This window comes from Pseudoalteromonas sp. CO325X (assembly GCF_004208955.1).
Classification (GTDB): domain Bacteria; phylum Pseudomonadota; class Gammaproteobacteria; order Enterobacterales; family Alteromonadaceae; genus Pseudoalteromonas; species Pseudoalteromonas ruthenica.
Genome location: NZ_SGPG01000014.1, coordinates 451,956 through 475,151 on the forward strand (window position 1 = coordinate 451,956; position 23,196 = coordinate 475,151).

The window sequence follows — 23,196 nt, forward strand, 5'->3', positions numbered from 1 at the left end:
TTTATGTAAACATGGCACTAGCCCAATGTGCTGCGAGTTGTTAAAATCCAGTGAGGAAATAAATTCAAACTTGAGAGATTGAAAATGGGCAGAGCGTTTGAAGTTCGTAAAAACGCCATGGCGAAAACAGCCGCGGCAAAAACAAAAGTAAACTCAAAATACGGTAAAGAGATCTACGTCGTTGCAAAAAATGGCGGTGCTGACCCAGATGCAAACCTTTCTCTACGCCGTTTGATTGATAAAGCTAAAAAAGATCAAGTACCCGCTCACGTAATTGATAAGGCGATAGAAAAAGCAGCCGGTGGTGCGGGTGAAGATTACTCTGCGGCACGTTATGAAGGGTACGGTCCAGGTAACTGCATGGTTATTGTAGACTGCCTTACTGATAACCCTAATCGAACCATTAAAGACGTACGCTTACCGTTTACCAAAACCGACTCCAAGATCGGCAACCCAGGTTGCGTTGCGCACATGTTTGATCACCTCGCCATTTTGGGTTTCGAAGGTGATGATGACGAAGAAGTGTTAGAAGCGCTAATGATGGCTGATGTTGACGTCACAGATGTCGAAGTAGAAGACGGCAAAGTATCTGTATTTGCCCCGCATACCGAATACTTCAAAGCGAAAACAGCACTTACAGAAGCATTTTCAGGCATTAACTTTGATGTTGACGAAATTACCTTTGTGCCACAAACACACATTGAAATCACCGACGAAGATGATATCGCCAACTTTGAGAAGTTTATGAACATGTTGGAAGATTGTGATGACGTACAAAATGTCTATCACAACGCCATTGTTAATAACTAATAGCGTTAATAAAAAAGCCGGCTAAAATGCCGGCTTTTTTATTGCTGTAAAGGCCCTTTACATCGACGCTTGGCGTTCTTTGAACAGTCGGCGGTAATGATGCAAAAGCGGCTCGGTATAGCCATTGGGCTGTGATCTGCCTTTGAAAACCAAATCTGTCGCAGCTTGAAACGCTAAGCTATCAAGTAAACTTTGTTCACTATCAGCCATATTTTTATACTGGCTATCGCCTGCGTTTTGCTCATCAACCACCTTTGCCATACGCTTCATGGTCTTCAGGACTTGCTCTTCGGTGCAAATACCATGGTGTAGCCAATTGGCAATATGTTGACTAGAAATCCGTAATGTCGCGCGATCTTCCATTAAGCCGACATTATTGATATCGGGCACTTTTGAACAACCAACGCCTTGCTCTACCCAACGCACAACATACCCCAAAATGCCTTGAACATTATTATCGAGTTCGAGCTGAATATCTTCGCTGCTGAGTTGTTGCTGATTATCAATCGGCGGTGTGAGTAAGTCTCTAAAGGACTGCTGGCTTTGTGCTGATAATGTTTTTTGCTGCGCGAATACATCAACATCATGATAATGAAGGGCATGTAAGGTTGCGGCAGTCGGGGAGGGCACCCAGGCGGTGTTGGCACCCGATTTCACATGGCCGATTTTCTGCTCCATCATTAACGCCAGTTTATCTGGCATTGGCCACATGCCTTTACCTATTTGTGCTTTACCACTTAAGCCACATTCTAGGCCAATACTAACATTGCGTTTCTCGTAGGCATCTATCCAAGGCTGAGCTTTAATTGCCGACTTTGGCAATGCCGCACCGGCCTCCATAGCGGTATGAATCTCATCGCCGGTTCTGTCCAAAAAGCCGGTATTAATAAAGACCACTCGCTGTTTCGCTTGCGCAATACAGGCTTTCAAATTCACCGAAGTACGCCGCTCTTCATCCATAATCCCCATTTTCAAGGTATTGCTAGGAAGGGCTAATAAAGCCTCCACTTCACTAAATAGCTGCGCGGTGAAGGCCACTTCCTCGGGGCCGTGCATTTTAGGCTTAACGATATAAATACTCTGAGTGCGCGAGTTAGCTAACTCGGAGCGGCTGTGATATTCGGGAAGCGCGCACAAACTAGTAAAGACCGCATCCAATATGCCTTCAAATACCTCGTTACCATCGCTGTCTAGTATGGCGGGTGTTGTCATCAGGTGACCGACATTGCGAACAAACATTAAGCTTCGGCCATGAAGGGTCAGCGACGAGCCATCTAACTTAGTAAAATGTTGATCCCTATTAAGGCGCCGTGTCTGAGTTTGCCCACCTTTGGAAAATTCGCAGCTCAAGTTTCCCATCATCAGCCCAAACCAGTTACGATAAACTTGTGTTTTATCCTCGCCATCAACGGCAGCGACAGAGTCTTCACAGTCCATGATGGTGGTTAGAGCAGACTCGAGTACGATGTCTTTAATGCCAGCTTTGTCGTCGCGGCCGATGCGGTTGTGTGGGTCGATGGCGATAATAAAGTGCAGGCCATGATGACAAAATAGCAACGCAGTCGGGCGCTCAGGTTGACCCTGATAGCCAATCAACTGCGAGGGCTCAGCGAGGGTTACTTGCTGAGAGTCACCCAAAATAACCACAAGCTCGCCATTGTTTATCGCATATTCGGTACTTTCAATGTGTGAGCCGCTTTTGAGCGGTAACGCTTTATCTAGGAACTGCCGCGCATAGGCCATGACCTTAAAACCGCGCACAGGGTTGTATTGGCTACCTTGCTCTGCGCCTTCTTCCTCACTGATCACATCGCTGCCATACAGTGCATCATACAAGGAGCCCCAGCGGGCGTTGGCAGCGTTTAGGGCAAAGCGTGCATTACTCACTGGCACCACAAGCTGCGGTCCAGCCATGCGCGCGATTTCATCGTCTACACCCTCGGTTTCTACGCTAACCTGCTCTGGTTGCTCTAGCAAATAACCGATGTCTTTTAGAAACTTGGTATATTCATCATGGTTATCTTTAGTATTTTTCTGATAATAACCGTCAATGTGCTTCTGCAAACTATCCCGCTTCGCCAGTAATGCCTTATTGATGGGAGTAAGGCGCTGAATGATATCGGCCAAACCCGCGAACAGGCGTTCAGTATCGAGTTCAGTGTGCGGCAGGACTTGCTCAGTTATGAATTGATAAAGCTGAGCATCAATAGCCAAGCCGCTGTGAGAGATGCGCTGGGTCATGTGCGTTTCCTTTAAACGAAGAAGTTAGTCATTTCACTGTAACTGAAAAAGCGCTGATGTGAACCCAAACCCCATTCATTGAAAATATAGCCACAATAATAACTATAAATTTAATAAATCAACCTAATTCGTCCTAGGGTAAAAATACAACGCACCGAGCACTCTCACATTGGCTTTGGGGCAATTAAACAGTTACCCGTTCAAAGGATACCTATAATGACAAACTACAACGCACACATCGACACGTTAAGCAGCCTTCGTCAGAGCAACCTACCGCAGTGGCAAGGGATTAATTCGGAATATGCAGCCCGTATGCAGCTTCAAAACCGTTTCAAAACCGGTCTCGATATTGCCAAATACACCGCTAAAGTGATGCGCGAGGACATGGCCGCTTACGACGGGGATTCAAGCCAGTACACCCAATCCTTAGGTTGTTGGCATGGCTTTACCGCGCAACAGATGATGATGGCCATTAAACGTCATCAAAAAACCACTAAGCGCAGCTACGTCTATCTTAGTGGCTGGATGGTGGCAGCACTGCGCTCTGAGTTTGGTCCATTACCGGATCAAAGTATGCACGAAAAAACAGCGGTGCCTATGCTTATTGAAGAGATCTATACCTTCTTAAAACAGGCCGACGCCCGTGAACTTGATCATCTATACAAGGCACTGGACGAGGCCAAGGCCCAAGGTGGCGATGTTGCAGCTATTACCGCACAAATCGACAACTTTGAGACCCATGTGGTGCCCATCATTGCCGATATTGATGCCGGCTTTGGTAACGAGGAAGCCACCTATCTATTAGCGAAAAAAATGATAGAGGCCGGTGCCTGTGCAATTCAAATTGAAAATCAGGTATCCGATGCTAAACAGTGCGGCCACCAGGCCGGTAAAGTAACGGTGCCCCACGAGGACTTTTTGGCCAAAATCAATGCGGTTCGATATGCCTTTTTAGAGCTGGGTGTTGATGATGGCATCATCGTTGCGCGCACCGACTCATTAGGTGCGAGCTTGACCCAGAAAATTCCAGTAAGCAAGGAAGCCGGAGATCTTGCTAGCCAATACTTGAGCTTCTTAGATACTCAACCTATCTCTGGGGGGGATGATCTATTAGAAGGTGAAACAGCCATTAAGCTCAACGGTCAGCTATGTAAACCGGTGCGCTTAGACAACGGCTTATATCAGTTCCGCGCCGGTACGGAAAAAGACCGCGTAGTACTAGACTGTGTTACAAGCTTACAACATGGTGCCGATTTGCTATGGATTGAAACCGAGAAGCCGAATGTAGAGCAAATTGCGGAGCTGGTAAACCGTGTTCGCGAGCAGGTTCCTAACGCCAAATTGGTGTATAACAATTCGCCTTCATTTAACTGGACGTTGAAGTTCCGTGAGCAGGTGTATAGCCAATGGCAACAAGATGGCCGCGATCTAAGTGCTTATCCAGACCCAAGCCAAGATCCTAAAGTGCTTATGGATGCGAGCCTCGATGGCTCAGAACTAGCCAAAGAAGCGGATCATTATGTGCAAAACTTCCAGCGTGACGGGGCACGTGAGGCGGGTATTTTCCATCATTTGATCACTTTACCCACCTACCACACAGCAGCGCTCAGCACCGATATTCTTGCTGAAGGGTATTTTGGCGACTTAGGTATGCTTGCCTACGTGCGCGATGTGCAACGTCAGGAGATCCGTCGAGAGCAAGCCTCAGTGAAGCACCAAGACCTAGCGGGTTCAAATATTGGTGATACCCACAAGGAATACTTCTGCGGCGAAAACGCACTCAAAGCAGGCGGCGAAGCCAATACCATGAACCAGTTCTAAACCAAAAGGTGTGTTGCCAGTGAAAGGGCCGTTATCGGCCCTTTTTTTGGATCAGCATTTTACTCAGTGCAAACAAGGCGGTGCTCATCTCCCCAAGGGGAGCTTTATTAAAGAGGTTACTGGGCCTTTACAGCGGTATAAACCACTTTTTTACCAACTGTATTGAGCTTTATTTTTATCACAGACCACATTTTTACTAACTAAACGACAGGGACAAATCACTTTTTTACTAACTCGAGGTGTAAAAAAACCGCCTAAAAGGCGGTGCAAAACTGAGTTAACTTGCCTGTTCTTATGCTTGTTGGCGACGCAGTGGAACGACTTGAGCCCCTTCATCTACGACTTCATCCTTTGGGTCTTTTTGCTCCTCAACCAATGAGTTCAAACGATCACGCACGCGCTGAGCATCACTCTGTTGCTGTGACGCAGCTTGATTTAATCGCTCACGGACAGCGTTAATACGCTCTTGTTGAGGGTCTTTAGGCACCATAGCTTCTACCGACACACCTTCTTGCGCCATCATCGCAGCTAAATCTGCAGAGGGCAGATTTAAAGCTTTAGCAGCAATCGTAAATGTCTCTTTGCAAGCAACCTGCTCAGCCAAGCTCAGCTTGGCTAAGGTGGCTTTGAGTTTGTGATAGTCTAAAAAGAGTTGTCCGAGGTGACTCTGAATCACGGATTCACTCGCATCGGTATGCGGTTTTTTAACACTCGCTATCGCGTCTTTGAGTAACCCTTCTTCGCGCATACGGTTAAGAAGCGCATCGGAAGGTAGCTTTAAGTCGGTAAAAACCTGATCTAAATTGCGTTGTACACGCATGGCTTCAACCATACTTAAGCGGGCAAAGGCTCCGGTAAGATTATAGTGATCCGTTAATATGGCAAACATATCCCCTCCTAAATCAGCAACTAAAGTAGCAGCTATCGATGACAGAATAATTACAACACCCACACCTCAACGCGACGATTACGTTCTCGACCTTCTTTGCTTTGGTTGTTGGCAACAGGCAAAACCTCACCAAACCCTTGGGTGTCAAAGACCGCCACACCGCGAGCGGTGAGCTCCTGCTCTACAGAACGAGCACGCTGCAAAGATAATGTTTTATTGCGCCCTGCATCCCCGGAGTTATCAGAGAACCCCATTAGTATTACGCGCTTTTGGGCATGACTTTCAAGGTAATCGAGCAAACGTTGGAGGTCGCGCTTACCTTTGTTATCCAACTGACCGCTTCCATGCTCAAAACGAAACGTCAGTGATAATCGCTGACCTTGTTTAGCATACTGCTTATATACCGTGGGCGCTTCAGTCATTGGCTGCACTTGCTCAACATGAATATTCTGCGAAATAAGACCCGTATCGGAGACTATCTCTTGCCCAGCATAAGAAATGGCATACTGAGCAAAGTTCTTGATAAACATCGATGCCGTGGTCGGTGTATACACGTAAAGTCGACGTGCTAGCGCGTAATCTTCAGTACCGATAGTAAAGCGAGTAGGGTAGATGGGCGCTGTTTGAGCTCCCTCTGAGACCGCAATTGCTTTATTGTGAAGGATGTAGTTCAGCCCTATAAAGCCGATGCCGTACTCATCTTGTGAAACCTTTTGAGATAACACTGAGCTTGACTCAAAACGCTGGGCAAGCGGACTTAACTGCGCCTGATGCTTTTTAAGTACTAAGTTTTTAAAGGTATCCCAGGTGCCAGACTTGGCGTCTCGAGCATATAGATTAATTGCCTCAGAAGGGCCTCCAAGCTCACGCCAGTTGCTTATTTTACCGGAGAAAACCGCAGCTAATTGCTGCGTTGATAGGTGGCTGACAGGGTTATTTTGGTTAACGATAACGGCTAATCCATCAAGGCCAATAATGTGCTCATTGCCTATTTGGCTGAAATCACCAAAACGCGCTTTAAGCTTATCGACTTCTTTGCTTTTAACTTTGCGTGAAGCCATTGCTAAATCTGCTTTGCCGGCTTCAATGTCTGCGAAACCAGTGCTTGAGCCATGCGCATGCAACTCGATGTAATATGGCTTGCTATCGAGCTGATAGTGCAGCTCTCTTTCGACGCTGACTTCGCCTTGACGCCAATTAAACTGCTTTGCCCCGAGCTCCTTAAGGTAGCCCTCGAGTAAGGCTGGAGCAAGCTTTTCACCAATGGTGTTGGAACCGTGAATACGAAATGCTAGTTGCGCTGGCTGTTGCTCTTTCTCTTGAACCCTGCCATTGCGGGTAGGCTGTTGAGCTGTGTTGACTTGTGTTGGTGCCGCTGGCTTCGAGGCCATGGCGATGTCAGGCTCTTGGTTGACGTAAAAAGTATACCCTGTGGCGACGAGCGCAAGAACGACAGCTACCCCAGCAAAAATAAGTGACAGCGGCGTGGTGGCTTTATCTTTGCTGACTTGTTCGCTTGCGCCAGTACTGGGTGATGCCCCTTGCTGCTGTTGCATATCTTGCATAGCGGCTATGACGGCACTTAACTCACTATCTCCCAATAGGCTTAATTCATTGAGTACCAGCTTCCGATAACTCTCATCAGCGATAAATTTTTCCGAAGCTATTTCGATCCCATACTTATTTTGCGCTAAGCTTTGTAATTGCTGTAGGCGTTCGATAAAGCCCTGAGAATGATGCGATGTCATAAAAACCCTAAGTCATTATTTTTTTCGCATAGCTTAGGGTTCTAAGATGACAGTTTCATGAATTGTAAAGGGGGTTTACGAACGCTGTGTATCACCGTTATCACTTACTTCAGCCATATAGGGACGTGTTATGATGAAGATATCTGGATACTTATTTATCGCCAGCGCAATCGCTTTTGCTGGCGCCGCATTGATTGGCAATATTCTCTCTTTGTTTGCAGTATCTGCAGCCTTTATCGCTTTAGGAATTACACAAATCAGAAAAGCGCCACACTGACTCCTGTCTTTATTGAGCTTGTTGTAGCTCAAGCTCCGCCTTTTCACGTAGCTCAGCAGGTAGCTCTTTTTGAACAGCAACGCCTAACTCTTTGAATTCATTGGCTTGTTTTATAAGATTCCCCTTTCCGCTATAGAGTTGAGAAAAGGCTTTATCATATGTTTCTTTGGCTTTGTCGAGCTGTTTACCTACACCGTCCATTGATACCAAAAAGCTGTTGAGTTTCGCGTAAAACCGCTCTGCACGTTTGGCCAGTTCTTGCGTATGCTTGGATTGATCTTCAAAACGCCAAAGCTGTTTAACAATATTCAAGCTGGTAAGTAAGGTTGTCGGTGTCGCAACCAAGATGTTGCGTTCAATGGCGCGTTGATACAAATCAGGCTGATACTTCAGAGCTTCAACATAGGCACTTTCGATGGGCACAAACATAATCACCACTTCCGGGGAGTTCAGTTGCTCCAAACGATGATAATCTTTACTTGCAAGCTCGTTGATACGCTCGTTCATCGCTTGCACATGCTCAGCCAAGGCTTGGTGAGCTTCAATATCGCTATGAGCGTTAACGTATCGGGTATACGCATTTAGAGACGTTTTGGCATCGACGATAATATGGCGTTGTTGTGGCAAATAGACCACCACGTCGGGACGGAAGCGACCTTCTGGAGTATCAAAGCTCGCTTCGCGCCGATAATCCTCATTGAGGCGCAGTCCAGCGCTGTCTAAAACGTTTTCTAACATTAACTCACCCCAGTTACCCTGGGTTTTCTTTTGCCCTTGTAAGGCCGTAGAGAGACGCTCAGCTTGTTCGGTAATAGATTGATTGAGTTTTTGTAGATGTACTAACTCGGCTTTAAGTGCTGCTCGTTGTTGCAGCTCTTGCGAGTGGATATGCTCCATTTTATCTCTGAAACCTTTTAACTCGCCTTGTACTGGTTTTAATATCTGCTCCATACTCTGCTGATTAAGGCTTTTAAACTGCTGTGATTTATCCTCAAAGACTTGTTGCGCGAGCGCGCTAAATTCTTGCTTTAATTGGTCTTTAGAATCCTTGACTAACTGAAGTTGCTGCTCAAAGTGCGCTTCTTTTTGCTCTAGCGTCGCTTTCAATGACTCATAACGGCCATGAACAAGGGTTAACTTTTGCTGCAGTTGCTGCGCCTCCTGACGCTCTCGCTCTAAACGATTATCTCGTTCGCCAAGCTGCTGCTGATGATATTGCTGTTGCGCTAAAAGCTGTTGCTGTGTGTGCTCATTGCGCTTTTTATAGTGTGATACCCTGACCCCTAGGAACAAGCAAAGAGGAATAACAAAGGCGAGGGAACCTAGGCTCAGTAGAGCTGTTGTGGAAAGTGACGCGAACATACCTTTCTCGCAAAAATAATGCTGTTGGCTTGATAATAGCAAATCCCAGACAAAAAAAAGCCAGCTAAATCAAAGCTGGCCAATTCATAATAATCAGGGAAATCAACATAGGGTGCTTGTCTAACAAGCATAATAATAGAGTCTGACGATAGCCAAAAGTTCAAAAGAAATTATGCTTTTTCTTCATTTTGTAAGTTAAGCATCTCAAGTAGTTGATTATCATCAATTTTTTTATCTACCAACAAACTCGTATTTAAGAACTCATCAACCAAGTGACGCTTTTTATCTGCCAAAGACATCACTTGCTGTTCCACGGAATCGGCGATAATTAACTTATACACAAAGACGGAGCGATCTTGGCCCATGCGATAAGCGCGGTCCGTTGCTTGATGCTCTACAGCAGGGTTCCACCAAGGGTCGAAATGGATCACTGTATCGGCGCGGGTTAAATTTAAGCCACTGCCGCCGGCTTTAAGGCTGACTAAAAACACGCGTTTATGCCCTTGTTGAAACTCGTCCACCTGGTGCTGGCGGTCACGAGTTTGACCGGTGAGCATCGCGTAATCAACATCTAAGTCGGTCAACTGCTTGGCAATTAAACGCAACATTGAGGTAAATTGACTAAAGATAATGACATGATGATCCTGAGCGAGCATATGCGGTAAATGCGTGGCTAACCACTGTAGCTTCGCACTGCTGGCTTCGTGCGCGTCATCAACTAACTGCGGATGGCAACAAATTTGACGAAGTTTCAAAAGTGCATCAAGGAACTGTAACTTACTTTTCCCCACCCCCTGGTGCGCCACTAAATGGGCGAGTTTATCGTGTAAAGCGCGGTGATAATTGTGATAAACCTGAGCTTGTGCGGGTAACATATCGAGCTGTTTTACCAGCTCAGTTTTGCTAGGTAGTTCGCAGAGTACATCTGCTTTCGCTCGGCGCAGCAAATAAGGTCTTATAGCCTCTTGCAGCGCTACTAGCCCATCAGTGGCTTCGAGAAAGTTACTTTTGAACTGAGCGTCGCTGCCTAACAATCCGGGCAAAGCGAAGTCAAATACCGATTTGAGCTCTTGCAAATTGTTTTCAAAGGGTGTGCCGCTGAGTGCGATTCGTGTTTGGGCCTGTAACTGCTTGGCCTTGATGCTTAACTGTGACTGCGCGTTTTTTATCGCCTGCGCTTCGTCTAACACCACGGTGTTAAATTGCACACCGTGATAAAACGCAAAGTCACGTTTAAATAGCGTATAGGTTGTGACAATAACATTCTTACAATTTAGCTGCTGTAATTGTGCGGTACGGTTGTGACCGATAACCACATCGACTTCCATATGCGGACAGAAGCGTTGAATTTCGTTGTACCAATTCGCGACTAAGCTCGTTGGGCACAAGACTAAGTGGGGCTTTTGGGTATTTTCTATGGTGCTCAGGAAGGCGATAACCTGCAATGTTTTACCTAGCCCCATATCATCCGCTAATACCCCACCTAAACCTTGTGCAGCGAGCAATTGCAGCCAATTAACGCCTGAGTGTTGGTACTCTCGCAAAGTAACACTGTGATGTAACTGCGGCTTTTTCAGCGACTTCAAGGTGGCCGGAGCGAGCAACTTTTGCAACTGAGTATCCACTCGTAGCTCAAATGATTGTTCTTGTTGTAGTTGCTGATAAAGACTGCGAGGAAGCGTACAGTGCGGCTGATGTTTGCCACGAGCAAAGCGGGCAAGATACTGCCTTATACATTCAGCAGTGGCAGCAGTAATAGTAAAGTAACGTTCCTCTACTGCAATAAAGTAATGCTGGGTGGTATAGGCTGGCACCGACTGCATTTGCGCTAAGGTCAATGGATAGTCCTTAGCGCGATGGTTAATAACAAACTGCACTTCTAAGCGATGGCCGTGCAACGCATTTACCTGGGCGATAATGCGCGCTGAGGTGGTGTTCTTCACATCAGCTTTGGGAAGGCCTGTCACCGTACCGCCTAGCGCCTGCACTTGGGTATTCAATTCAAACAGCCACTGCTGTTGATGTAAGCGCGAACGCGGAATAAATATATACTCATCTTGTAAAGGGGCTTTACATGGTTGCAATCCTAAATTTTGCAGTACGGTTACCGCTGGCGTTTTCTCCTTTGCCACTAGGCGGACTTTATAGGGCACCTGGGCAGTTAAAAATTGCAGATTAAAGTAAGGTGTTAACTTTTTTTTTTGATTCACCAAAGTTCTCAGGTGAAGCGTTTTCATTAGTCGTTTAGCCAGCTCGTCCACTTCACGGGCTTCGGCCTGTGGAAAGCGTGCTAACGCCTGTATTTGCTCTGCACTAAGGTGAGTTTGCAAAGCATGAACCTGGTGTTCCGCAGTATTAACGTAATAAGGTGGGGAGGTCGGTAATACCCGCTCGGCGTTGAAATTAGGATAATTTGCGCGCAGCTGAGCAATATCATTCTTAACCTGCCATTGATAACTAAGCGCTATAGGCTTACCCAGTTGTAACGGCTGACGCTCCTTTTCAAAAAACAGCTGAGCGTTACTCAGTAGCTGCAAAAGTGCTCTTTCACCCCACTGGGAGTGAAGGGTTAACTTGCCAGGCTGGTTTTGTGAGCGGATCCAAGAAAACAGCCGAAAGTCTTGCTCACATACCCCTTTAGGCGTCACTTGGGCGTGGCTTTGTTGTTCGGTTAACGCTCGCCCTTGGGTGTATTCATTATCTTCATTTAGTGCCGCGACTTTAGCGGTCAAAGTTAGTTGCTGATGATGAGGATGTAGTTCAAAGGCAATTCCGTGATTTTGCATATCAGACGCAGAGCCATCACTTTTTATCTCATTAAACCAATCTTCGATACGGTATTGATGAGCATAATCACCTTGGCTTTGTAACTTCAACTGCAGTAACGCCGAGGCCACGTGCTTACAACGAACTTTAGCATCACAACTGCAGTGCGCTTCAACATCAGCGACTTGGGCTGTGACATTGAGACGAATCTGCTGATCGTAGGTGGTTCCATCGTCGTCCATCACTTGGGCATCGATTTGCGTGTAGTCATCATTTGCCTTTACCCACAATACTTGCTCATCTCGCAACATTTGCTGAGCACGACTATACACACCTTTAGTGAATAATCGTTTTAATGCCAATTCGGAAAGTGGAAATGTAAACTGCTGTTGCTCATTCACTTCAGCAAAAACAGCTAATAAATCCTCTTTGGTTAACGACGACGCCATGGACCTACTCTGGAACTCAAATATGCCAGTATATCGCCTTTAAAGGGAAGGAAAAAGTATGAACTAGCGAGGAATAAACAAAATAGGTACAAAGGTTTAAAAAAGTAAGCCCCGATTGGAGCTTACTTATAAAGAATGAGGGCTAATTAAAGCTCTCTAGCATTTTCGCCAACTGTGCAAAGCGTTTATCTGTTAGCACTTTATTATCGATTTTTATGGTTACATCACCACTTTTAGTATGCTTTTGTACACGCACAAAGTCATTTCCTAAATCAATATCTTGCGTACGTTTTCCAGCCTGCTCAACATCGCACAAATACTTAGTAACGGCTAATGCCGCCTTATCGTCACTGTCAAAATGCTGGTCGCTAAAATGGCCTCTGCATTGTTTAACACGCTCATTAAAGCTTTCTGCGTCTTTCTCTTTGGCTTGAATCAGTTTCTTAGCGACTTCGCGACCGACGTAGTTGGCAGTAGGGTAGAGCGCCAAAACATCGTGAGGAAGACACTCATACGCTTTTATGGCATCAGCGATAGCGGTGTGTGACACTCCCTCGAGGGCCGCTATTTCGCGATAAGAACCTTTTTTACCTTGCTGCTGTAACTCATCACGGGTGTATACATATGCTTGCCCCAACTCCCACAAACTTGGCGCAATATACTGATCTGAAGAAACCGCGAGTATTTTGGCGTCCTCATCGTTGAAATCTGCAGAGCTTAATACCAAATAGTCAGCTTTTGCGAGAATACAGGCTTTACGGCGGCGAGAACCCGCCAGCACAAATAAACCGTCATCATGCTCCCAAGCCAAAGCCGGGTGCTGGTTGCGTCCATCCTCTGCAATTGCGGGTAAAATGTCAGCCACAGACTTCTCTGTCAGCAGGGCCTGAACTCGGCGGTTTTTACCATAAACTTTGGTACGCTGCTCTATTTCAGCGTGGGGGATCACCTCACACGTTAAGCGAATTGTACGCTGCGGATCGCTCGGTGCTGGCATGCTAATAACATCACCGGCTTGTGCTTGTTCTAAAAGTTGATCAAGGCTGCTATTTTCTACCGCTGTTGCGAACGGATCTATTCGAGTATCATTTTTACGTTTTTTTGCCATGACAGTGCCTTACTTAGTCGCCTCTAACTGAGACTGAGTGGACGGCCAATTAGAGCGTATTAACATCTCTAATTCATCGACCACATCTTTAATGTTTTCCTGCGCTTTTACTAGCGATTCTCTACTTGCCAAGCTATCTGATGTTTTCTGATCAAATATGGTATTGAACGATGATGAACTAGCAGTAATGGCACTGCTGTGGTTAATGGGGTAGCTCATCACCTGACGACCAAAGGCCGAGCGGACATCCTTAACAATATCTCGCTGCGAATGGTTTCCCTTGACGTAATTGGTCACCAAAAACTGCATGAAATCCCAGCCATCGTGACCGAGCGCCGCGACAGTGTGATAAATCTCACCTAAGCGCTTGAGATACTTATTATTTGCGTCAAAGTCTACAGCCTCAGGATGAACCGGGATAAGCATGGAGGTTGAGGCCATTAACGCGTTGTAAAACATAAAGTTAAGTGATGGAGCGGTATCAATTAGGATGATATCAAACTGCTCTTTTACCGGCTCAATAACCTTTTCAAGCAATTTATGGTAATGCCGCGTTTGGTCGTAGTTGGCACTTTCGCGCAAAATAGTGGCTATTTCATGCTCAAAATAGAAGTCATCCATACCTGATGGTAGGACACGAATATTAGGGATGTGCGTTGGTAGAAACGCATCGCTGACGATTTGCTCCCAGGTTTCATTTTCTTCTAAATCGATACAATCACGCATAAGATCGCCAACGGTAATGGGATCTGGCTCACTAGGGGGAAAGAAGCTAGAAGAGGAGCCCTGAGGGTCAAGATCGATGATACCTATTCGATATCGTTTAATATTGGTGGTGGCCAATGCAGCAGCTATATTCACCATGCTTGTGGTTTTGCCACATCCTCCTTTTAAGGAGTTGATAACAATGACTTGCAGTTTATCATCTTTATCACGGTGGTCGGCATCAATGCCCATGACTTCGGCCATGGCGTAGATGTTTGACAACGTATAAGCATAGTGACCATTTGCACCTCGACGTATTTCAATATGATCAAAATCGCCCTGATCATGACGTCGCTTTAAGGTTCGGTTATTACAGCCTAACAAATCAGCGGCCGCTTTTTGGGTGTATGTTCGCAGCTCTTTTTCTTCTGACTTAAGGTGGGCGCGATAATGTTGTATTCGCCCTTCTAATGACTTTTCAGCTACATCAGCGGTGGCTTTCAATAACTGATATGTTTTTAGCGCACTTTGTTTGATTGTCATACTAGCTTCCCTAAATTTGAGGCTTTAGTATAATGTCCACTACTTTACCTGTAAACATATATTTTAGACGACATTCTATTTTTTGATTGAAATTAAATCAAAGAAATTTTTTATGAATAAATCCCTTAAGGTAATAAGTAGGGTAAATAGGTTTAAATATATAGGTAGTAATAGGTTAAGGTTGCAAAATAGATAGGTAACTTACTGTTATCTAATAATAAATTTAAAATTGTTAGATCGTAATTTTACCTGGTAAAGATCTGATTCTTACTAGCTGCGAGATCATGTTTTTACTGACTTAAATTTAACCTGCCTAGTTATGCACATAATATTAAGTAGGTTATCCACAAAAAGCGCCCGTGAGATCATTATTTTACTATCTCTAATACGGAGCTTATGCACAATGAACAGTGGTTCTAAGCCTTGTCAGTCCTAAAAGATCGGATCTTTACTTGCTACAGATCAGATCCATACTAAGCGAAAACTTAGTTATACACAGTGCGTTGATGAAGAAGCGATTTTTGCTGTTTTTTTGTACCATAAACGGCGGTCCAAGAGCGAAAACCTAAATTTAGTTAGTAAAAATTCGATCTAACAGCGCTGAGCTAGTAAAATTGTGATCTGAAACAGAGAAAGTATGCCTACAGAAAGAGGCTGTTAGTAAAAAACTGATCTCAGGTAACTAACTTCAAGTTGGATCAGTTTTTTACTAACATAGATGATTAACTTTTGCAGCATTATGTGTTGATATTGCTGATAGCACCGAATAAACGGAAAATAACAATGAGCCGGAAGGTCAATATCTCGGTTGAAAACTTGCCTGATTCATTAAGAGGCCAAATTAATGGCGTCGAGAGCGCAACCGATAATGAAAATTTAGCCCTTTTTACGGACAACAAAGATGTTCGCATTTCTATTGAAAGTTCTGCGGCTCACGGATTAAGAGCATATTCTAATACATTTAACCATTACGACTTATGGGGACGCTTTGTTCGTTCAGGCCATAAGAAGCTTCCTCTAGAAGAAGCTCCCAAGAAAACCATTATTACCCGGAGAATATCTGAAAAACTAGACGGCATCCTTTATGAAGGGGAAATAAAAATTACCCCAGCTGTTGTTAGCACCCGACAAGATGGTGAAGAAGTAGAATGTTTAGTGTGGCCTTCTGACAGAGAAGAAAAAGTTGAACGCGCATTAATAAGATTGGCGTCGAAAGGTAAAATAGTAAAGATTAACTTCAAGTCTGGCATTCAATATGCGGTGATCTTTTCCATGAATGAATTGGCTCAAGAGTTAAAAGCTGTTGGTCAGTCAATGCCATATCCACAAATCAAAGAATCACTTGAAGCGTTACAAGGTTCGAAGTTGTCTTTTAAGTATTCGGCAACCGACACTCGCAACTCTCATATTGATGATTCTTTTTACGAGTCCAATATGAATTTTCTTTCTTCGCTGCATTTCAGCGGTAAGAAAGGGCAGGGCGGTAATGTTAAGTGCGTGGCATGTTTGAATGCATTCGTGCATAACATGATTGATAACTTGGAGTATAAGGGTTACTACTTTAACCGAGCTCAAGAATTAAAGCGCGGTCTGTCTCGATGGATGATGTTGCGTTTGTATCACTTGTGGCGTTACGCTGCGCCAGGAAAAACTTATCACTTTCGCTTAATCTCAATTATGGAGAAGTACGGCTCGATTTATGCCGACGATGAAATTACCGACAATAAACTCAAAGCCCTGCGCAGAGATATGACGACAACTATGAAAGATCTCATCGATAAGGGGGCAATATCAGATTACAGCATTTCCAATGTTAAAGATGACAACACCGGCAAGATAATTGACTACGTGTATGAAATGCATCCTTCAGATGAGTTCTGTGAAGAAATACTGACTCTGAATAAACAACATAAGCGCATTGAAATCCAGGGTGGAAAACGAATTGTTGAAAATGCCGAAGTTATTGATGAAGAACGCTTAGAGGAAATTGTCGAAAAGTAAATTCAGGCGCTAACCAACATGCCTCAAAAAAATAAGGGTGAGTGAGTGTTTACTCACCCTTTGCCAAGTAAAGACGCTCAACTAGGTACTCATACTCTCTTTTTCTAGGATCCTCTTTTAAAGCGTATGAAGTTAATTCGCCTAGTTTCAAGTCCGGGTTGTCATCAAAGACAATAAAAGGCAGCGCACCGCTGACATGATATCGACGTGCGTCGCTGAATCTTACATTTACCTCAGGTGTCACTCGGATAGGCCGACGAATACGTAACTTTTCGTTATGACTGAGACTGGCCACTTTTGCTTTCTCCTGTTCCACCAAACGTTGCCACTGAGTTTGGTCTATCATCCTCGGATTTGAGTAAGCACTGCTACGCTGTAACATAGTAAGTGCTAACTTACGTGATAGAGACTTGGTGGAATGCTTTTTCATCCAAGTAAAGCGCACGGAAGAAGGGGAGTTGCCTTCATAATGTATACGTCGATAAAACGACAACGTTTGTAGGCCTGGTACTGCGCTATGAACCGCATCGAAGCGGGCATCATTGTTATCGTAAGTAAGCACTAACTTTTTAAATTCCATTTTTAGCTCATTTATCTTGTCTATATATGGAACCAGCTCAGACTCACTTTGTTTAGCTAAAACAATTAACCCTGGATGGCGGCGCGCCATTTTGCTACTTAAACCTTGTTGTTTATAAAAGTCAGTGTAGGAATTGCAGATGCGTAACAATGCTTGTTGGCCATCGTGAGCGGTTACTGAAATAGAGCTCAACGCTTGACGTTCGTCATCCGTAGTCGGTGCAGGTAATTCAAAATATCGACTATGGTGTATGGGCTGCTTTTTAATCGTTTCGGTAAGCGCTTGTAAATAATCACCAGTTAAATCGAATATTGCTCTAAGCTGTGTTTTTACTGAACTCATTAGTCAAAACTATAACGAACACATCATACTATGGAGGATACCTGATAGATCAGTTAAAGCAAATGGTCTTTGATAAATTTGGTATATCAACAGACACAGATGTAAAGATATAAATGGAAGATTATAAAGTATGATGTGTTCATTGATAGAATTACATTAACCACTGTGGCTAAATAAAATGAATGAATCACATTTAAAGGAGTAACTAATGAAAATCATGTTTGTATGCTTAGGGAATATATGTCGCTCGCCAACCGCCCACGGTATTGCTATTAAATTAATTCGAGATTCACAGCTAAATCAGGTAACCGTAACCAGCTCGGGGACCGCAAGCTACCATGTGGGTTCACCCCCTGATAAAAGGGCAACTGAATATGCCTTATCCAAGGGCGTAGACCTAAGCGTTCTTAGGGCACAACAGCTGCAAAAGGCAGACTTTTATGAGCAAGACCTAATACTGGTGATGGATCAAAGTAATTATGAAAATGCGCTTGCTCTAAGACCAGCTGATGCTACAGCTAAGATTGAAAAGCTGCTGTGGTATTACCCGAACTGTCCTTTTGAGGATGTTCCAGATCCATATTATGGTGAAGATGAGGGATTTGCTCAGGTTTTCCATCTATGTGAGGTCGCAATTACCCATTTGTTAGAAGACATTTCAAAAACCCGTTGATGATGAGGTAAACTAATAAGCACATTATGTATGATGTGTTCATTATGCCATTTTTCTGATTCTTGTAATTTATTTAACGAACAGCGCCTTTACCCCTTGCGTCAGCGCCCGCCATTCGGTACTTTCGAGGGGAGGTAACAATAGGAATGAGGAAAGATAAAAAGTGAAACCTTGGAGTCCCAATAGTTGGAGAGATTTACCAATCGTCCAACAACCCACATACCCAGATGAAGCCCAACTGGGAAAAGTTGAGAGCGAATTAAATAATGCTCCGCCATTAGTGTTTGCTGAAGAAACGAGAAGTTTGTTCAAGCAGCTAGAAGATGTATGCGAAGGCCGTGCGTTTTTGTTACAAGGCGGAGACTGCGCCGAATCATTTAACGATTTTAACGCAGCCAATATCCGCGACACATTTAAAACCCTGCTGCAAATGGCCGTGGTGCTAACCTATGGTGGCAAGTGTCCGGTCGTCAAGATTGCTCGTATGGCGGGGCAGTTCGCTAAACCGCGCTCAGCAGACATCGAAACAAAAGACGGTACATCGCTGCCTTCATACCGTGGCGACATTATTAATAGTTACGAATTCACCGAGCAAGCGCGAGTACCAGACCCACAGCGGCTAATGAAGGCATATCATCACAGCGCCGCTACCTTGAACTTATTACGAGCTTTCGCTCAAGGTGGTCTAGCTGATTTACACCAGGTAAACCGCTGGAACATGAGCTTTGTCGCTGCTAACCCGTTGAAGGATAAATACCAACAGCTGGCTGACAGAATCCAGGATGCGTTAGAGTTTATGGAAGTCTGTGGTATCAACTCCACCAATGCTCCATCACTCACAGAAACAGCTTTGTACACGTCTCATGAAGCACTGCTGTTAGGCTATGAGCAAGCGTTGACCCGCCGCGACCACCTCAGTGGTGACTGGTATGATTGCTCGGCGCATTTCGTATGGATTGGCGAGCGCACACGCCAGTTAGATCATGCCCATATTGAGTTTTTCCGTGGCATTAAAAACCCGATTGGCGTGAAGGTCGGCCCAGGCATGGACCCAGACGAGCTCATTCGCTTGATTGACGCCGTCAACCCGGAAAATATTCCTGGTAGGTTAACGCTTATCACACGCATGGGCGCTGATGTGCTTCCAGAAAAACTGCCAGCCTTGGTACGTAAAGTTCAGCAAGAAGGGCGTAAGGTCATCTGGAGCTCAGACCCGATGCATGGCAATACGGAAAAGGCTAGCTCCGGTTATAAAACTCGAAGCTTTGACAATATTCTGCGCGAGATCAGCCAGTTTTTCGCTGTTCACAAAGCAGAAGGGTCTTATGCCGGCGGTGTTCATTTAGAAATGACTGGTCAACACGTGACCGAGTGTACTGGTGGTGCATATGGGTTGTCAGATGCAGACCTAGCTCAGCGTTATCGCACCCAATGCGACCCTCGCCTTAATGCCGACCAGGTTCTCGAACTTGGCTTCTTAGTGGCAGACCTTTTAAAGGATGCCCGCAAGTAAAATGAAAAGCGCCAACATGGCGCTTTTTTTAATATTTACGACGTTGTAGGCCAGACTCCGCCATTATCTTAGCGGAGATTTCCTCCACTGAATGATGAGTAGAATTGAAGTGGGGAATTTTAAAACGCTTATAGAGCATTTCTACTTCGCGGATTTCAATCCGACACTGTCGCAATGATGCATACCGGGAATTGGCCATGCGCTCATTACGGATAGCCGCAAGGCGTTGCGGTTCAATGGTTAATCCAAACAGCTTGTCCTTATACGGCTGCAAACATCGCGGCAACTCCCCAGATTCTAAGTCATCTGGAGTGAAAGGGTAATTCGCCGCCTTAATGCCGTACTGCAACGCTAAATAGAGACTTGTTGGTGTCTTACCACTGCGGCTTACGCCCACAAGCACCACATCAGCCTGGTCGTAATCTTTTATGTTCGCACCGTCATCATTTGCCAATGCATAATTAACGGCGGCAATACGATAGTCATAAGATTGCTCGTGAATACTGTGCGTGCGATGCACTTTGGGCACCGGCTCAACATTGAGCTCCCTCTGAATTTGCGCACTGAACGTGGAAATAAAGTCATAGCAAATGGCATTACTCGATTGAATAATCTCACTGAGTTCTGGGTTAACAAACGTCAAAAACACAATAGGTTTTTCATGGCTGAAACTGGCCGCTTGCTCGAGCTGAGATTTCACTTCCCGCGCTTTTTCGACGGTTTCAACAAACGGAATGGTGATGTGTTTAAATTCTACAGGAAATAGCGATAACGTGGCATGGCCGAACGTTTCAGCGGTTATAGCGGTGCCATCGGATATATAAAACGCGCTACGCATGAGAGTCCTTTTTTATTAGTATCTTGGTATAAACCGCCAGTACACGGTTTACGCATCAGTGGTTGCCAGTGTAGAATGTTAGCGCCTCATTTAAAAGGTCGCGTTTGCGGCCAAACTTACAATTTGTTTTTTGGAGAAAGTTCCGTGCAAGAATACGTTCTCTGGTATCAAGAGCTTGGTATGCAAGATGTGCCAAGGGTTGGAGGCAAAAACGCCTCACTTGGTGAGATGATTTCCAACCTGGCGAACGCGGGCGTGCAAGTGCCTGGCGGTTTCGCAACAACCGCATCAGCATTTAACGAGTTTCTTGAGCAATCTGGATTGAATGCTCGCATCCACGACGCACTAGACAAACTAGACGTTGAAGATGTAAATGAATTAGCCAAAGTTGGCGCCAAAATCCGTCAGTGGATTATCGACACCCCTTTCCAAGCCTCCTTGGACCAAGCTATCCGTGACGCTTACGCGCAATTACACGGTGACCCAGCTCAAGACGTATCATTCGCAGTTCGCTCATCGGCCACTGCAGAAGACATGCCCGACGCCTCCTTCGCGGGCCAGCAAGAAACTTTCCTTAACGTGCGCGGCATCGATTCAGTAATGACCGCGATCAAACACGTATTCGCCTCTTTATTTAACGACCGTGCTATCTCATACCGCGTGCACCAAGGCTACGACCACAAAGGTGTGGCGTTATCGGCCGGTATTCAACGTATGGTGCGCTCAGATAAAGCAGCGTCCGGCGTTATGTTCAGTATTGATACTGAATCAGGCTTTGAAGATGTGGTTTTCGTGACTTCAAGTTATGGCTTGGGCGAAATGGTCGTACAAGGCGCGGTGAATCCAGATGAGTTTTATGTCCATAAGCCAACCTTAGCCAATGGTAAGCCTGCGGTCGTGCGCCGAAATATCGGCTCAAAAGCTATCCAGATGGTGTACTCAAGCGATGAAAGCCATGGCAAGCAGGTAGAAATCGTTGATATCGACCCAGCGTTATCCAACACCTTCTCAATCACCGATGAAGAAGTGATGGAACTTGCCAAGCAGGCGGTCATCATCGAGAAGCATTACGGTCGTCCTATGGATATTGAATGGGCGAAAGACGGCAACGACGGTAAGCTATACATCGTTCAAGCTCGTCCAGAAACTGTGCGCTCAAATGAAGATGCCAATGTCATGGAGCGGTTCCAACTGAAAGGCCAAGCGCCGGTGATCGCAGAAGGACGTGCAATTGGCCATAAAATTGGCGCCGGGGTAGTACGTGTTCTCAACTCAATTGATGAAATGGACAAAGTGCAGCAAGGCGATATTCTTGTCACCGATATGACAGACCCTGATTGGGAACCTATCATGAAGCGGGCTGCGGCTATCGTTACCAACCGAGGTGGGCGTACTTGCCACGCAGCCATCATAGCGCGTGAACTCGGTATCCCGGCAGTAGTAGGCTGTGGTAACGCCACAGATCTGATTACAGCAAACCAAGAAGTAACGGTATCATGTGCTGAAGGCGATACAGGTTATATCTATCAAGGTCAACTAGAGTATGATGTTCTTACATCTCGGGTAGACGAGATGCCTGAATTGCCAATGAAGATAATGATGAACGTGGGTAATCCAGACCGTGCGTTTGATTTTGCCCGTTTACCTCACGCTGGCGTCGGTCTCGCACGCTTAGAGTTTATTATTAACCGCATGATCGGTGTTCACCCTAAAGCGCTGTTGAATTTTGATGCTCAATCTAGCGAATTGCAGGCTGAAATTAACGATATCATTGCTGGTTATGAATCTCCTCGCGAGTTTTACATCGCCAAACTAGTAGAAGGTATCGCTACCTTAGGTTGTGCTTTTGCACCCCAACGCGTCATCGTTCGTATGTCTGACTTTAAGTCTAACGAATATGCAAACCTAGTTGGCGGTCAGCAATATGAGCCTGACGAAGAAAACCCAATGATTGGTTTCCGTGGCGCTTCACGTTACGTGAGTGAAGATTTCCGCGACTGCTTCGCTCTTGAGTGTGAAGCAATCAAGCGTGTTCGTAACGACATGGGTTTAACCAATGTTGAGATCATGATTCCTTTTGTTCGCACAGTGGACGAAGGCAAACGTGTTATCGAATTACTTGAGGAGCACGGTTTAAAACGCGGTGATAACGGCCTCAAAGTCATTATGATGTGTGAATTACCTTCAAATGCGTTGCTAGCTGAAGAATTCTTAGAGCACTTTGATGGTTTTTCAATTGGTTCTAATGACCTAACCCAACTCAGCCTCGGCCTTGATAGGGATTCAGGTTTAATCGCGCACTTGTTCGATGAACGTGATCCTGCTGTTAAAAAGCTACTTTCTATGGCGATAAAAACAGCCAAAGCAAAAGGTAAATATGTGGGTATTTGCGGTCAAGGCCCTTCCGATCATGAAGACTTTGCCGCATGGCTAGTGCAAGAGGGTATCGACTCTGTATCGTTAAACCCGGATACGGTGCTAGAAACCTGGCTATACCTAGCAGAGAAGCTTAAAGGCTAATCTGACAAAA

Annotated in this window: 16 protein-coding genes; 7 read left to right on the top strand and 9 right to left on the bottom strand. The window is 45.2% G+C overall.

The window, feature by feature from the left end; translation table 11 throughout:
* The first annotated feature begins 84 nt into the window (after positions 1 to 84).
* Positions 85 to 810, top strand: a complete 726-nt coding sequence (locus EXT46_RS07395; RefSeq protein WP_130146329.1) for a YebC/PmpR family DNA-binding transcriptional regulator — start codon at positions 85 to 87, stop codon at positions 808 to 810.
* 57 nt (positions 811 to 867) lie between these two features.
* On the opposite strand, the gene EXT46_RS07400 is transcribed toward EXT46_RS07395, so the two are convergent.
* A complete protein-coding gene (locus tag EXT46_RS07400) occupies positions 868 to 3,051 on the bottom strand; it encodes a malate synthase G (RefSeq protein ID WP_130146331.1) in 2,184 nt (727 codons plus the stop codon).
* A 216-nt stretch (positions 3,052 to 3,267) separates the two neighbouring features.
* On the opposite strand from EXT46_RS07400, the gene EXT46_RS07405 reads away from it, so the two are divergent.
* Positions 3,268 to 4,872: an isocitrate lyase gene (locus EXT46_RS07405; protein ID WP_053909453.1), complete on the top strand. Its 1,605-nt coding sequence runs from the start codon at positions 3,268 to 3,270 to the stop codon at positions 4,870 to 4,872.
* 292 nt (positions 4,873 to 5,164) lie between these two features.
* Here the strand turns inward: EXT46_RS07405 and EXT46_RS07410 are convergent, their stop codons facing one another.
* On the bottom strand, positions 5,165 to 5,761 hold the full coding sequence (locus EXT46_RS07410; protein WP_130146333.1) for a hypothetical protein: 597 nt from the start codon (positions 5,759 to 5,761) through the stop codon (positions 5,165 to 5,167).
* Positions 5,762 to 5,811: 50 nt separating this feature from the next.
* A complete protein-coding gene (locus tag EXT46_RS07415; RefSeq protein ID WP_130146335.1) occupies positions 5,812 to 7,509 on the bottom strand; it encodes a phosphate ABC transporter substrate-binding/OmpA family protein in 1,698 nt (565 codons plus the stop codon).
* A 130-nt stretch (positions 7,510 to 7,639) separates the two neighbouring features.
* Between EXT46_RS07415 and EXT46_RS18875 the strand changes: the two genes are divergently transcribed.
* Positions 7,640 to 7,786, top strand: a complete 147-nt coding sequence (locus tag EXT46_RS18875) for a hypothetical protein (protein ID WP_165381081.1) — start codon at positions 7,640 to 7,642, stop codon at positions 7,784 to 7,786.
* A 9-nt stretch (positions 7,787 to 7,795) separates the two neighbouring features.
* On the opposite strand, the gene rmuC is transcribed toward EXT46_RS18875, so the two are convergent.
* The 4 genes from rmuC to EXT46_RS07435 all read right to left on the bottom strand — a co-directional run bounded on the left by rmuC (position 7,796) and on the right by EXT46_RS07435 (position 14,719).
* A complete protein-coding gene (gene rmuC / locus EXT46_RS07420) occupies positions 7,796 to 9,148 on the bottom strand; it encodes a DNA recombination protein RmuC (RefSeq protein ID WP_026110913.1) in 1,353 nt (450 codons plus the stop codon).
* Positions 9,149 to 9,318: 170 nt separating this feature from the next.
* The gene (locus EXT46_RS07425) at positions 9,319 to 12,363 is read right to left on the bottom strand and encodes a DEAD/DEAH box helicase (protein ID WP_130146337.1); all 3,045 of its coding nucleotides are present in this window, start codon (positions 12,361 to 12,363) and stop codon (positions 9,319 to 9,321) included.
* 142 nt (positions 12,364 to 12,505) lie between these two features.
* Positions 12,506 to 13,471 (bottom strand): transcriptional regulator, encoded by a 966-nt coding sequence (locus tag EXT46_RS07430; RefSeq protein ID WP_130146339.1) that lies wholly within the window; start codon positions 13,469 to 13,471, stop codon positions 12,506 to 12,508.
* Positions 13,472 to 13,480: 9 nt separating this feature from the next.
* Positions 13,481 to 14,719, bottom strand: coding sequence for an AAA family ATPase (locus EXT46_RS07435; protein ID WP_130146341.1), 1,239 nt, complete (start codon positions 14,717 to 14,719; stop codon positions 13,481 to 13,483).
* A gap of 783 nt (positions 14,720 to 15,502) precedes the next feature.
* Here EXT46_RS07435 and EXT46_RS07440 point away from each other — a divergent pair.
* Positions 15,503 to 16,720 carry a replication protein A gene (locus tag EXT46_RS07440; protein ID WP_022946895.1) on the top strand — a complete coding sequence of 406 codons (1,218 nt, stop codon included), beginning with the start codon at positions 15,503 to 15,505 and terminating at the stop codon, positions 16,718 to 16,720.
* A 49-nt stretch (positions 16,721 to 16,769) separates the two neighbouring features.
* On the opposite strand, the gene EXT46_RS07445 is transcribed toward EXT46_RS07440, so the two are convergent.
* Positions 16,770 to 17,642 carry a DNA replication terminus site-binding protein gene (locus EXT46_RS07445; RefSeq protein WP_130146343.1) on the bottom strand — a complete coding sequence of 291 codons (873 nt, stop codon included), beginning with the start codon at positions 17,640 to 17,642 and terminating at the stop codon, positions 16,770 to 16,772.
* 208 nt (positions 17,643 to 17,850) lie between these two features.
* Between EXT46_RS07445 and EXT46_RS07450 the strand changes: the two genes are divergently transcribed.
* Complete coding sequence (locus tag EXT46_RS07450) at positions 17,851 to 18,315, top strand: low molecular weight protein-tyrosine-phosphatase (protein ID WP_130146345.1); 465 nt, start codon at positions 17,851 to 17,853, stop codon at positions 18,313 to 18,315.
* 163 nt (positions 18,316 to 18,478) lie between these two features.
* Positions 18,479 to 19,828 carry a 3-deoxy-7-phosphoheptulonate synthase class II gene (locus tag EXT46_RS07455; protein WP_053909445.1) on the top strand — a complete coding sequence of 450 codons (1,350 nt, stop codon included), beginning with the start codon at positions 18,479 to 18,481 and terminating at the stop codon, positions 19,826 to 19,828.
* Between the two features lie 28 nt (positions 19,829 to 19,856).
* Here EXT46_RS07455 and EXT46_RS07460 read toward each other — a convergent pair whose 3' ends face one another.
* Complete coding sequence (locus EXT46_RS07460; protein WP_022946891.1) at positions 19,857 to 20,666, bottom strand: pyruvate, water dikinase regulatory protein; 810 nt, start codon at positions 20,664 to 20,666, stop codon at positions 19,857 to 19,859.
* Between the two features lie 144 nt (positions 20,667 to 20,810).
* On the opposite strand from EXT46_RS07460, the gene ppsA reads away from it, so the two are divergent.
* Positions 20,811 to 23,186 (top strand): phosphoenolpyruvate synthase, encoded by a 2,376-nt coding sequence (gene ppsA, locus EXT46_RS07465; RefSeq protein ID WP_130146347.1) that lies wholly within the window; start codon positions 20,811 to 20,813, stop codon positions 23,184 to 23,186.
* The last annotated feature ends 10 nt before the right edge of the window (positions 23,187 to 23,196 follow it).